11 protein-coding genes are annotated in these 13148 nt (G+C 60.8%); 4 read left to right on the top strand and 7 right to left on the bottom strand.

Annotated features, from left to right (window positions below; genetic code table 11):
- Positions 1-294 precede the first annotated feature (294 nt).
- From OKW40_RS06425 to OKW40_RS06415, 3 genes are all read left to right on the top strand, one after another.
- Positions 295-552, top strand: coding sequence for a hypothetical protein (locus OKW40_RS06425; protein WP_184066578.1), 258 nt, complete (start codon positions 295-297; stop codon positions 550-552).
- 537 nt (positions 553-1089) lie between these two features.
- Positions 1090-1494 (top strand): heme-binding protein, encoded by a 405-nt coding sequence (locus OKW40_RS06420; RefSeq protein WP_184003617.1) that lies wholly within the window; start codon positions 1090-1092, stop codon positions 1492-1494.
- Positions 1495-1574: 80 nt separating this feature from the next.
- Complete coding sequence (locus OKW40_RS06415; protein WP_429488789.1) at positions 1575-3749, top strand: malate synthase G; 2175 nt, start codon at positions 1575-1577, stop codon at positions 3747-3749.
- A 71-nt stretch (positions 3750-3820) separates the two neighbouring features.
- Here OKW40_RS06415 and galU read toward each other — a convergent pair whose 3' ends face one another.
- On the bottom strand, positions 3821-4738 hold the full coding sequence (galU, locus tag OKW40_RS06410; protein WP_184066584.1) for a UTP--glucose-1-phosphate uridylyltransferase GalU: 918 nt from the start codon (positions 4736-4738) through the stop codon (positions 3821-3823).
- Between the two features lie 284 nt (positions 4739-5022).
- On the bottom strand, positions 5023-5166 hold the full coding sequence (locus OKW40_RS06405) for a hypothetical protein (RefSeq protein ID WP_008921966.1): 144 nt from the start codon (positions 5164-5166) through the stop codon (positions 5023-5025).
- A gap of 258 nt (positions 5167-5424) precedes the next feature.
- Here OKW40_RS06405 and OKW40_RS06400 point away from each other — a divergent pair, with 258 nt between their 5' ends.
- Complete coding sequence (locus OKW40_RS06400; RefSeq protein WP_429488787.1) at positions 5425-6672, top strand: acyltransferase family protein; 1248 nt, start codon at positions 5425-5427, stop codon at positions 6670-6672.
- Positions 6673-6894: 222 nt separating this feature from the next.
- Here the strand turns inward: OKW40_RS06400 and OKW40_RS06395 are convergent, their stop codons facing one another.
- From OKW40_RS06395 to OKW40_RS06375, 5 genes are all read right to left on the bottom strand, one after another.
- Complete coding sequence (locus OKW40_RS06395) at positions 6895-7389, bottom strand: hypothetical protein (protein WP_167368654.1); 495 nt, start codon at positions 7387-7389, stop codon at positions 6895-6897.
- Positions 7386-8099 carry a M35 family metallo-endopeptidase gene (locus OKW40_RS06390; protein WP_429488785.1) on the bottom strand — a complete coding sequence of 238 codons (714 nt, stop codon included), beginning with the start codon at positions 8097-8099 and terminating at the stop codon, positions 7386-7388. The genes OKW40_RS06395 and OKW40_RS06390 overlap by 4 nt, the downstream gene beginning before the upstream one ends.
- 39 nt (positions 8100-8138) lie before the next feature.
- Positions 8139-8549, bottom strand: coding sequence for a hypothetical protein (locus tag OKW40_RS06385; RefSeq protein WP_090804852.1), 411 nt, complete (start codon positions 8547-8549; stop codon positions 8139-8141).
- Between the two features lie 644 nt (positions 8550-9193).
- Positions 9194-11647, bottom strand: a complete 2454-nt coding sequence (locus tag OKW40_RS06380) for a glycosyltransferase family 4 protein (protein WP_429488783.1) — start codon at positions 11645-11647, stop codon at positions 9194-9196.
- Positions 11644-13110 (bottom strand): flippase, encoded by a 1467-nt coding sequence (locus OKW40_RS06375; RefSeq protein ID WP_090804848.1) that lies wholly within the window; start codon positions 13108-13110, stop codon positions 11644-11646. Before OKW40_RS06375 ends, OKW40_RS06380 begins: the two co-directional genes overlap by 4 nt.
- Positions 13111-13148 lie beyond the last annotated feature (38 nt).

Genomic DNA, 13148 nt, shown 5'->3' with positions numbered 1-13148 from the left:
TCGTTTGCCGGGCCTTCAGCGTATGGATAGCAGGAACCTGCCACAAGGCGTCCCCGCACAGTGGAGAGAACGGGCGATCATCATCGTGCCGGCACGGGGAAAGCCTTTAAGCCTGCTTTAATCGCCACTGCATAGATTGAAAGCGTACCAGGCCTGTCGTGCCCTCAACGAGCCAACGATCGATCCGCCACTGCCGACGCGGAGCAAGGTTGATCGCTGCAGAGCCCCACCGATCGAAGCTGACAGACAGTTGACTGGCACTCTACTGGTTCTCTCGCACAAGGAGGACACACCATGCGTACGCTGCCTGCACTATGCGCTGGAATATGTTTGGGCTTCGCCCACCTTGCCATCGCGCACCCGACCTCGGACGTCGCCCTGAAAACTGGCTGCAAGGATTTCTCCGCGATCGCCATTCATCAACGCGCCCCGATCGCTGACTGGGTCGCACCGCCGAGCCGTCATCGTGTGGTCCGGACTGACAGCGCGATCATAGTCAATGCTGCTGCCCCGGTTGGCCTCATTGTCGGCGAGTGCGGGAAACCGACCTGATAGAGGTCGAACGCAGATCGAACGTTTCTTCGGGCGTATCAGCCAGTTTCGGCTGCCTTCCACTGGTTTCGACTGGTTCGGGGGCGGCTAAGCGGTGTTCGCGTCGCCCATGCGCGGGTCTGGATCACTCGTGAAAGGGTGAACCGGGCCTCGTTCGCTTGCCGCTGTCATCCAACGATGAACCGAAGCCGTCGCCCCCGCTACGGCTTGCGGCGCGACCATTGTCTGGCCGCAATGAATGCTTCGAAAACCAGCTCATCTGCTGGTCTACCTCTTTATTTCTGAACCAGGCCGCGCTTGTGGACCGCCCCGCGCGTGGCGTTGCGGCGGCACTGTCGAGCGCACGGGCAGAGCTGCCTGGCGAGGCCGCCGTTTCGCGCTGCCTCGCGCGGAAGTAAAATCGTCGGATCAGCCGCGCGCCGGAGAGCCGCAAGAAGCTTGCAACGGAGCCCCGAGGATCTCCTGAAGCGCCGCATCGCCGGTTACCGAAAGAAGCTGTAGACGCCACCTTCCCATCACCGAGACAGGAAATTCATTATGCTGAGCAAACCCGTGTTGACCGTCGCCGAGACGACCCGCATTGTCGATGCCGCCCGTGCGGAAGCCGAGAAGAACAAATGGCCTGTCGCGATCGTCGTCGCGGACGACGGCGGCCATCCGCTCGCGGTGCTGCGTCTCGACGGCGCGGCGCCCTCCACCTCGTATATCGCGACCGAAAAAGCGCGCACCGCGGCGCTCGGCCGGCGCGAAACCAAGGTCTATGAAGACATGATCAACAACGGCCGCACCGCGTTCCTCAGCGCACCGCTGCAGGGCACGCTCGAAGGCGGGGTGCCGGTGATCGTCGACGGCCACGTGGTAGGCGCGGTCGGCGTGTCGGGCGTCAAGTCGGAGCAGGATGCGCAGATCGCGAAAGCCGGCATTCAGGCGCTCGGCGTGTAAAGCGCCGAGCGCCAAAGCAATCCCGAGACACAACGCGGACCGATGCCCCCTCGTCGGTCCCATAACAGATGGAGCAGTCGATGACTCAGATGAACCCGCGCGGCGGACTGCAGGTCGCCGCCAACCTCGACCAGTTCGTCGAATCCGAAGCCCTGCCCGGCACCGGAATCGACAGCGCCGCCTTCTGGTCGGGATTCGACGCCCTCGTGCACGAGCTGGCGCCCAAAAATCGGGCGTTGCTCGCCGAGCGCGACCGCCTGCAAAGCGAACTCGACAACTGGCATCGGGCCAATCCCGGCCCGGTGCGGGATCTGCGCGCGTATCGTGCGTTTCTCGAAGGCATCGGCTACATCGTGCCCGTGCCCACAAGCGTCCAGGCCACGACCGACCACGTGGACAGCGAAATCTCCGGACAGGCCGGCCCGCAGCTCGTCGTGCCGCTGTCGAACCAGCGCTACGCGCTGAACGCCGCAAACGCGCGCTGGGGCAGCCTGTACGACGCGCTGTACGGCACCGACGCGATCCCCGAAACGGACGGCGCGGAAAAGCAGAAGGGCTTCAACCCGGTGCGCGGCGCAGCCGTGATCGCGTACGCGCGCAAGTTCCTCGATCAGGCCGCGCCGCTCGCGAACGGCTCGCACGCGGACGCAACGCGCTATAGCGTCGAGAACGGCCAACTGGTCGTCGCGCTGAAGAGCGGCACCACGGCGCTGAAGACACCCGCGCAGTTGGTCGGCTATCAGGGCGACGCGAGCACGCCGTCGGCGGTGCTGCTCAAGCACAACGGCCTGCACGTCGAGATCCAGATCGATGCGAACGATTCGATCGGCAAGACCGATGCCGCCCATGTCAAGGACGTCGTCGTCGAAGCGGCCGTCACCACGATCATCGATTGCGAAGACTCGGTCGCAGCCGTCGACGCCGACGACAAGGTGCAGCTCTATCGCAACTGGCTCGGCCTCATGAACGGCGACCTGACCGAACAGGTCACGAAGAACGGCAAGACCTTCACGCGCCGGCTCAACGCCGATCGCGAATACATCGGCGCCGACGGCAAGTCGCAGGTCCAGCTGCATGGCCGCTCGCTGCTGTTCATCCGCAACGTCGGCCATCTGATGACGAACCCGGCCGTGTTGACAAAAGACGGCCACGAGATTCCGGAAGGCATTCTCGACGCGGTGATCACCACGCTGTGCGCGCTGCGCGACCGCCAGAACAAGCTGAACTCGCGCACCGGCTCGATCTATATCGTGAAGCCGAAGATGCACGGACCGGCCGAAGTCGCGTTCGCGAGCGAACTGTTCGCGCGCGTCGAAGACCTGCTGAAGCTGCCGCGCAACACGATCAAGATGGGCATCATGGACGAGGAGCGCCGCACCAGCGTGAACCTGCTCGCCTGTATCGCCGAAGCGTCGGCGCGCGTCGCGTTCGTCAACACGGGCTTCCTCGATCGCACCGGCGACGAGATGCACTCGGCGATGGAAGCGGGCCCGATGATGCGCAAGGGCGACATGAAGTCGAGCAAGTGGATCACGTCGTACGAGCGCAGCAACGTGCTGGTCGGTTTGAGCGCGGGCCTGCGCGGCCGCTCGCAGATCGGCAAGGGCATGTGGGCGATGCCCGACCTGATGCACGCAATGCTGGAGCAGAAGATCGGCCATCCGAAGGCCGGCGCGAACACCGCGTGGGTGCCCTCGCCGAGCGCGGCGACGCTGCACGCGCTGCACTATCACCAGGTCGACGTGCAGGCGGTCCAGCAGGAACTCGAACGCACCGACTATGCGACGGTGCGCGACGAACTGCTCGACGGCCTGCTGACGATTCCGGTCGTCGAAAAGGCGCCATGGAGCGACGACGAAATCCGCGCCGAGGTCGACAACAACGCGCAGGGCATTCTCGGCTATGTGGTGCGCTGGATCGACCAGGGCGTCGGCTGCTCGAAAGTGCCGGACATTCACAACGTCGGCCTGATGGAAGACCGCGCGACGCTGCGTATTTCGAGCCAGCACATCGCCAACTGGCTGTATCACGGTGTGATCAAGCGCGAGCTCGTCGAGGAGACGTTCAAGCGCATGGCCAAGGTGGTGGACGCGCAAAACGCCGGTGATCCGCTTTACCAGTCGATGGCGCCCGGCTTCGACACGATCGCGTTCAAGGCCGCGCAGGCGCTCGTCTTCGAGGGGCGCCAGCAGCCGAGCGGATATACCGAGCCGTTGCTGCACAAGTTCCGGCTCGAGGTGAAGAAGCAGGGTTGAGGCCGTCCGGCCGAAACGACGACGGGCGCCGTGCAATGCGGCGCCCGTTTTTTCTTCCAGGTCGTGTCACTTCACGCGGCTTCTGCCGTCAATTGCGCCGCCTCGCCACCCGACGCTTCGTTCTTCATAAAGGCTTGCAGATACGCCTCGAATTCAGCCTTCACCTCGGGATGGCGCAGTGCGAATTCGACGGTCGCCTTCAGATAGCCGAGCTTGCTGCCGCAATCGAAGCGCGTGCCGAAGTAGCGATACGCTAGCACCTGCTCCTCGGTCAGCAACGACTGCACCGCGTCGGTCAGTTGCAGCTCGCCGCCCGCGCCCGGCTTCAGCGCGCGGATATGTTTGAAGATCGTCGGCATCAGCACGTAGCGGCCCACCACGCCGAGATTCGACGGCGCCTCATCCGGCGCTGGCTTCTCGACGATGCCCGACAGCTTGATCACGTTGTCTTCCCACTCGCGGCCGTCGACGACGCCGTACGAGCGGCTGTCCTCGCGCGCGATCGTTTCGACGCCGATCACCGAGCTGTGATAGTGGTTGAAGGTATCGACGAGCTGACTCATCACGGGCTTCGCGCTATGCAGCAGGTCGTCGGCGAGAATCACCGCGAACGGGCTGTCGCCCACCAGTTTTTCGGCGCACAGCACCGCATGGCCGAGACCGAGCGCTTCGGCCTGGCGCACGTAAAAGCAGTCGACGTTGGCCGGCTTGATGCTACGCACGAGGTCGAGCAGCTTCTGCTTGTTGCGCGCTTCGAGTTCGGACTCGATCTCATAGGATTTATCGAAGTGATCTTCGATCGCGCGCTTGCTGCGTCCCGTCACGAAGATCATCTCGGTGATGCCGGCATCGATCGCTTCTTCGACCGCGTACTGGATCAGCGGCTTGTCGACGATCGGCAGCATTTCCTTCGGACTTGCTTTGGTAGCCGGCAGGAATCGTGTCCCGAGGCCCGCTACGGGAAACACGGCTTTGGTGACTTTCAGCATGGTAGGCATTCCCACATCGGTTAGAAATTGGTGTGTTCGCGGACCTGGCGGCCAATCAATGCCGGCGCAAGACTAGCAGAAAAACCGCGAGGTTCACGCAAGCGTTTTTCTCCGATTTAATTCGGATAATTCACGCATTAATCGCAATGCGATATTGTGAGGAATTGAGGAAATTATTACGTATCTATTGCCAGTTGGTGATCGAGCAAATCCGAAAGTCTTACCTTTCGGACGACCCCTGGCACGGGTCGCCTGGCGACCCGATGACCGGCTTCGGCAGCACGTCATTCCTGTTCGTCGACCGGTGGCAGCTTGCCTGGGTTCATCCGGTAACGACGGATCGGCTCGTTGCGCAAGGCATCGCGGTAGGCGGAGGCGGCCACCAGGATCAGCAGGACGGCCACGCCGGCCAGTAAATGCAGGTTCATGACTTCACCTCGGGGTCAGAAAATCCTTGCTTTAAATTAGCACGACAAAAGCGATAAATAATTCGATACCCCATACGTCGACGCGAAATTACAATTCGTCACAAAATCAATATCGGATTCAATGCGAAATGGAATTTTTTAATCATTTTTCAGGATTGCGGTGCTCTAGGATGGATGCGTCGCGGGTGCGCAAGACGCCCGCTCGAAGGCTTGTTCCGCGCAATTTTTTCTTTTTTCCGCTTCAGATAAGGACCGCGTATGAGCGACCCAGCACTGGATGCCGCCGGCTCATCCCTGCCCCTCTCCCCGCTGCCGCGCCCGGAGAAAAACCCGGCCGCGGCGCATGCGCGCAGCGACGCGCGTGTCGATAGCGCCGGCAAGGAGCACGCGATCGACGCGATGCGAGGCTTCGCCGCGCTGCTGGTCGCCTACTTTCATTGCCGCCAGATCGTGTGGGTCGGCATGCAGGCGTTTCATCAGAGCGTCGGACATTCATTGAGTCCCAGTAGTCTCGCCGCGTATCTGACGTTTCCGATCGCATGGGGCTCGGCCGGTGTGCCGATGTTCTTCGTCATCAGTGGCTACTGCATCCATCGCGGCGGCGCGCTGCGGCTCGCGGGCAATCCCGCTTACCGGCTCGATGCAGGCAACTTCTGGCTGCGGCGCTTCGCGCGCATCTACCCGGTGCTGCTCGCGGCGCTCGTACTGACCTTCGCGCTCGATTCGTTGAGCCTGCAATTGCCGCCCGTCAGTCACAAGATTCGCGACATCGGCTGGCATCCGTTTCTGGTCAACCTGTTTTCGCTGCAGGGTGTGGCGGGTAAAACGTATGGCTCGAACGGCGCGCTGTGGACGCTGTCGCTCGAAGTGCAGTTCTATGCGATCTATCCGCTGCTGTTCGCGCTACGCAGACGCATCGGCATGAACGCCGTGCTCGCGCTCGTCGGCGCGATCAACGTTGCGTCCGCGTACGGGTTGGAGCGCCACGATCTGCAGTTCTTCACGTCGTACTGGTTCTCCTGGACGCTCGGTGCGTGGATCGCCGACGCCAAAGCGCGCAGCGTGCAAGCGGCGCGTGCGCCGGCATCGCTGTACGTGCTCGCGGCGGTATTGATCGCGGCAGGCTGCGTCGCGTTTCATTTCGGCCAGTACGGCGCGTTCCAGATATGGGCTCTCGGCTTCGCGTGCTATCTGTACAAGGCGCTCGATGGACGTCATGCCCCCCGGCGTGAAACGGGCGGCGTGCGCGCGCTGCTTCGTGCCGGGTCGGATGCAGTAGCGCGCCTGCTGTCGCGCGTCGGCGACTTCAGCTTCTCGCTGTATCTGATCCATCTGCCGATCTTCGTACTGCTGTCGGCGTGGCTGTTTCGTTCGTCACTGCAGATGTCGATCTGGCCGTCGTTCGGCTATATGCTGGTCGCGGTGCCGGCCGCCTATGTGTTCTATCGGCTCGTTGAGTTGCCTGCGATGAGGTGGTCGGCGAGTTTTAAGCCTGGAAGGCGCTAGCAGAACAAGAGCATCGGGTCATCTCACCGTATTCATGGCGGCATGGCCAGACGGAAAATCAATCGCGGCTTGAGCAAGTTTTGAACACCATCGCTAACGGCTTCATGCTTACCGGCATCGAGTTCATCGGCGATGTCGCCTATGCCCAGTCGTGATGGTGCCGCTTGCCTGCCTGACCTGTCTATGAATGGGCCCCGCTTCGGCGGAGCCCTGTTCGTGTGCTTACGGGTTGATAACCTTGCTGCGCGGCGTCACCCTTGGATCGTCGCACATCCACGCACAGCTACCGTTACAGATCGGCTTGAACTCTACGAAGACCTGACGGTAACTAAGTGTGCCATCAGGACGCTTCACCACCATTTCATCCGTGAAAGTATGCTTCTCGATCAAAATATTTTCACTTCTTATACCAAGCTGTTGCAAATACACCTTGACGTTTCTAGCCCGGTCTTCTTTCAACTGATCCAGATTACGCTCTACAGTATATGCGCCAGCCATAATAACCGCCTGAATCTGAACGTCGGGCCATTTTTTCGCCTCAATGACAGCATCCGTAATTGCGAGCCTGTTTGCATTGGTCAGCGCAGTTGTATTGACTGGCAATTCAATCTCTGCTTCTTCCCCGATGGTACATGCGCCAGCCGATCCATAAGAACAAGCCGAAATGGCAAGCGCTACGATCACAACACTGCCCCTCACTTTCAGCTTCTTACTCATCTGATATTTCGCCCATCGAATGTTGCAATATAGCCGGTTATGTTGTCGGCATTTCTGATTGCGAGGTCAGGATGATTTTTCGCAAAGTATTTCGCTCCTGACTCGGTATCTGCATATACCTCATCGATCGAATTAAAAGTATCCGTATAATGGGTGCACTCGTGAATCAACGTCTTGATCTTGCACTCGTGAAACAACTCGCCATGTGAGATATTGCAAAACTTCGAGTAGATAGCGATAACGCGCTTTTGGGAATCGGGTTTGCACACTGCGGCGTGATTGTCGCCGCTATCTAGCGCAACTGTGCATGTAAGGCTCCTGTTCAGTACGCTGTCCCATCGAACAATCTTTTCTGGTACAAGCTCCTGCATCGCAGCTAGCAGGCGCGGCAGACCAACAGCCAAAGTGCTTCGGATTTCTTCATCTGCGCGAGCGAAATAAATTTCGGCACGGTCCCGCTCTTTTGCGTCCCAACGTGCCACTGCTGCAGTGCGCTCCTTAATCAACGAAACGCCAGCATCGCGTGCCCGCATGACCTCCTTTCTGAATTCCTTGTTGCTCATGTTTGGACAGATAGGCGTCGTATTGATTATGACATTGGATATTGACCCGGGAGTTGTATTGGTAATGGCAGTGCCGACCTCGGTCCACTCTTCATTCTCGTCGGTCTTGAGATATTGGCTGTTTTTGTTAAAGAAGTCGTTTGTCATCTGTTCTCCCATAATAAAAGACTTACCTGCTGTCCGCCGCTATGACCCGGCAACATCGATAAAAACCTGCTTTGCGTTACCTGTTGAAACACGCTGGGTGCGCCCCTGGGCATCCGTGATACCTTTCGCGAGGACCCTCGAACCGACGCGTATCCGGTAACGCACCCGCGCTTGTCGCTTGCCAGTGGAGTCTCTTAGCTCGAACTGCTCATTGAACCGTTTGGCGGCACGCTCGCGACAATCGCACGCCCATGAGTAACCCAGGGCTTCGGCCATGTCGTAACCGTTTGAATACGACTTCAGCGTATCGAACGGAAACCATTCGCCGGTTTCGGCGTTCAGCGCCATTGCGGACGGCATTGGCGGGAAGTTTGAGTAGATTGAATAGGTGATACGGCAGAGCTGGCACTCTTCCTTGACGCCGGTTTCATCCTGTTTCTGCTGTTCCATTTGACCTCTGCTGATCTTCCAGAAAAAACACCCGGCGAATTAATCATCTAAACGAGTCACGGTCAAGGACTTTAATTTGAGATAAAGCCGCTTTGACACATATTTACAATGACTCCGGAAATCTCATGTTCATGCGCATCTTTCCCGTATCGTGACTCGACAAAGAAAGCGGTTCAATACCGCATTTTTGTTGGCTCTCGCCTTCGGTGGCCATAGGCTCCAGCAAGAACTATTGTCAATGTTTGTCAAAACCGTCCTATTTCGAATTAAATTTATTGACCGCAATCCGTTTAGATGATCAATTCGTCCGGTGCTTCCTGACAGTTCAGAAAACGGCCAATCGAGCCCCAGAAACGTGAAGGTACCGGAACGCCTGTGGCGAGCCGGGAGACTTGGCGGCTTTACCGGATCACATATTCGATTTCTCACCACTTCCAGGCACGAACATGGGACTGCATGACCCGAATAACAAAAAACAGGCATGATCATCTGATCAGGTCTGGTACAGACAACTAACGGCCGCTGACCCACCACCCGCACAGCACGAAAAAAAAACGGAGCGAAAGTCGTTCGAGACTTTCGCTCCGCTACGCCAAGCAAGGACTGGCCAAGCCCTCGTCTATCCTCGCGTAAAAATCACCTCGTCACCGCGCTGCCACGCCGGTCAGAATCTGCGCAACCCCATCCACATAGCTGCGCGTGCCGAAGCGCTCCTGCGCGGTCCGATAGCCGTTCCTGACCAGTTTGTCGCGCAAGTCGCCGTTCGAGCGCAATTCGGCGAGCGTATCGGCTAGCGCATGCGCGTCTCCCGGCGTACACAGCACGCCGTTCTCGTAGTCGTCGATGATTTCGAGCACGCCGCCTGCGCGCGACGCCACGACCGGCCGCTGCGCGAGCATCCCCTCGACGATCACGCGACCGAACGGCTCCGGGGTGATCGACGTATGCACGACTGCATCGACCGCGCACATGCAGGCCGGAATATCGTGCTGGAAGCCGAGAAAATGCACGCGCTCGCCAAGCTTGTGCGCGGCGACGAAGGCGCGCAGTTCGCTCTCGTACTGGTCCTCGCCGAACAGCGCCGCGCCGACCAGCACCGCATGCATCTGCGGATTGAGCACCATCGCTTCAAGCAGCACATGTTGCCCCTTCCAACGCGCAAGCCGGCTGAACGAGCCGACGAGAAACGCGTCGCGCGGCAGACTCAGGCGCTCGCGCAGCACCGCTTGCGGCACCGTGCGCAATGCGTCGAACGGTTCCGCGGCAATCCCGTTGAACACGACGTCGATGCGCTTGCTGTCGAACCGCGTGAGCTTCGCAAACGCCTGCGCCGACGCAGCCGAATTGGCGATCACGTGCGTGAGGCCGAGCCGCGCGCACCACTTGATGATCGCAAGCTGCTTGCCGCCGAAATGCTCGGCGCTGACGATGTCGCGCAAATGCCAGACCACCGGCCGTCTCGCGAGCTTGCCGGCCACGGCGCCGATCACCATCGCACGCTGGGTGTTCGCGTAGATCACATCCACCTTGCGCGCGCGTTTCGCGGTGGCACGCACGAGTGAGATGAGTCCCTTCAACGCCTGACCTTTCGGCATCGAACCGCCCTGCTTGCGCACATTTTTGAGCGCGCCGGCATCGAGTACAGTGACCTCGACGCCGGCTTTCGCGAGTGCGGTGTTGAACGGCCCGTCGTCGAACAGCACGACCTCGATGCGCGAGCGCAGCGCCTTGACGATTTCGAGCAGCGACAGTTCGGCGCCGCCGAGCACGCCGCTCTGATCGACGGCAAGAATGCGCGGCACGTTCGCGGCGCCCTGCACGGCCGGCCGATACGGCGTATAGGCCGGCAGCGTCGCCGTGCGCAACGCGGGCACCGCCGCGCGCACCTGCGAGAAAAAGCGCTCGCGGAAATGCGCGGCCGAAAACTGCTCGGCGTTGCCGCGGCAATTCTCCGGCAGGAACCGGTGCCGAAGCTCGTCGAAACGATTCACGGCAGCGATGATCGAGTCGGTATCCTGTTCATCGAAGAACATGCCGGTCGGCTTCGGCTCCGACAGATCGCGCACCGTTTCGAGCGCCCCGCCCTTGCCGTACGCGATCACCGGCGTGCCGCAAGCCTGCGCCTCGACCACCGAAATGCCGAAGTCCTCTTCGGCCGCGAACACGAATGCCTTCGCGCGGCTCATGCGGTCCTTCAGCACCTCGAACGGTTGATAGCCCATGATCTCGACGTTCGGCCCCGCCTTCGCGCGGATCTTCGCCATGTCGGGTCCGTCGCCGATCACGACGAGCTTGCGCTCGGGCATCCGCGCGAACGCCTCGACGATCAGATCGATTTTCTTGTACGGCACCATGCGCGAGGCGGTCAGATAAAAGTCTTGCTTCTGCGTGCACAGCGTGAACGCCTCGACATCGACCGGCGGGAAGATCACCTGCGCGTCGCGCTGATACACCTTCTTGATGCGTCGCGCGATGAACGCCGAGTTCGCGACGAAGCCGTCGACCGAGTTGGACGTGCGGATATCCCAGTTGCGCATGTAATGCAGAATCAGCCGCGCCAGCGCCGACTTCGGGCCGTTGGTCAGCTTCGACTGCTGCAGATACTGATGCTGCAAATCCCACGCATAGCGGATCGGCGAATGCACGTAGCTGATATGCACCTGATCGGGACCGGTCAGAATGCCCTTGGCGACCGCGTGACTGCTCGAGATCACGACGTCGTACGCCGACACGTCGAGTTGCTCGATCGCGAGCGGCATCAGCGGCAGATACGAGCGGTACTTGCTGCGCGCGAGCGGCAACTTCTGGATGAACGACGTCGTCACCGGCTTGCCGCGCAGGAAGCTGCGATCGTCGAGAAAGTCCACGAGGCTGAACAGGTCCGCATCGGGAAAGCACGCGATGATCTGCTCGAGCACTTTCTCCGCGCCCGCGTAGGTGACGAGCCAGTCGTGCACGATCGCGATGCGCACGCTTTTGCTCGCGCGCGGCGCGGTACGGCGCGGTGCCGGCTGGATGCCGGGCACGCTCGTCAGTTCGTCGAGCGCGCTGCGCGTCGCGGGCCTCAACAGTTTTTTTTCAAGGACGTCATGATTCATGCGCTTTTCCTCGGATTCAGTCGCAATAGCAGTGAACGCGCAAGATTGCGCAAGGCGGGCGTCATCGTGATCGACCACGCGACGTTCGCGCCGACCATCAGCACACCGGCGGCGATCGCGAGCGCGAGGCTCGGCAGGAAGCTGGCGAGCCACAGGCTGGCGAGCAGGAAGGCGAGATGAGCGAGCATGTCGAGCACGATCTGGCGCGCGCGGATCGCGGCGAAACGCAGCAGCACCGCGTAGTCGAACAGCGCGCGGGCAGCGACCGCGACCGCCGCGCCCGTCAGCCCGAAATGCGTGATACCGAGCCACAACGCGCCGGCGAAAAGCGGCAACTCGACGAGGCCGATGCGCGCGGCGGTGGCTGGATTGACCTGCGACTGAATCAGGATGCGCGTCACGTTCGCCTGGCCGACGAGCCACACGGCGACGATCATGATGCGGCCCACGGGCGCCGCGACCGTCGCTATCTCGTTGCCGACCCACAGATGCAGGAACGGTTCGAGCACCAGCATCGCGACGAGCGCGACCGGCGTGAACACGCCGTTCAGAAATTCGAGCGATTGCTGTGTGATCGTGTCGGCGTCGGCGCGGCCGACTGCGGAAAGCCGCGGAAACAGCGTGCGTACCAGCGCGGTCGGCACGATGTTCAGACGCGTGACGAGGTTCTGCGGCACCGTGTAGTACGTGACGAAACGCGCGCCGAGCCGCGAACCGAGCATGACGCGATCGAGCGAATCGGCGACCATCGTCGTCACGCTCGCGATCAGCATCCAGCCGCCGAAGTTGAACAGCCCCTTTGCGACGCCGAGCCGCGGCGGCTGAATGCTGCGTATTTCAAGCACTTTCAGCGCGTAGCGGCCGAGCAGCAACGCCGCGAGAATCCGCGCGACGACTGCCGCGGCGAGTACGTTCTGCAAAGTCGCGCCGAGCCACCACGCGGCACCGAGCGGCAGCAGCTGGAACAGGAACGTGCCGATCGTCTGGTTCGTGTTGTAGACGCCGAAGCGTTCCGCGCCATTGATCGCGCCCGCGAACACCCACGACACGTTCGCGATCGGAATCGCAACCGCGAGCCACGGCAGCGCCATATAGACTTCGTGCTGCAACTCGGGCGATACCTTCGTGAAATACGCGGTGTACAGGAACGCGCCGAAGTAGATGATCAGACCGCCGACAACCCCGGTCGTCAGATTGAGCCAGGTTGCGCTCCAGAACACGCGCGCGCTTTCCTGCTGATCGCCCGACGCGCGCGCCTTCGAAATATGGTTCTGCGCGGCCATGCTCATGCCGAGATCGAGAATCCCGAAGTAGCCGATCAGCGTCCACACGAGACTGATCACACCGTAGCGCTCCACGCCGAGCAGCCGGATATACGACGGCACGGTCACGAGCGACACGAACGTCGGCAGCACGAGCCCGAAAAAGTTGATCGCCACGTTCCTGAGAATGCCTTTGTCCATCGAATCCCTTCGGTTTTGCGGTTAGATTGCGTGCGGGG

The organism is Paraburkholderia sp. RAU6.4a (assembly GCF_050435625.1).
Classification (GTDB): domain Bacteria; phylum Pseudomonadota; class Gammaproteobacteria; order Burkholderiales; family Burkholderiaceae; genus Paraburkholderia; species Paraburkholderia tuberum.
The sequence above is the reverse complement of the archived record's forward strand: the minus strand, read 5'-3'. Positions and strand labels throughout refer to the sequence as shown.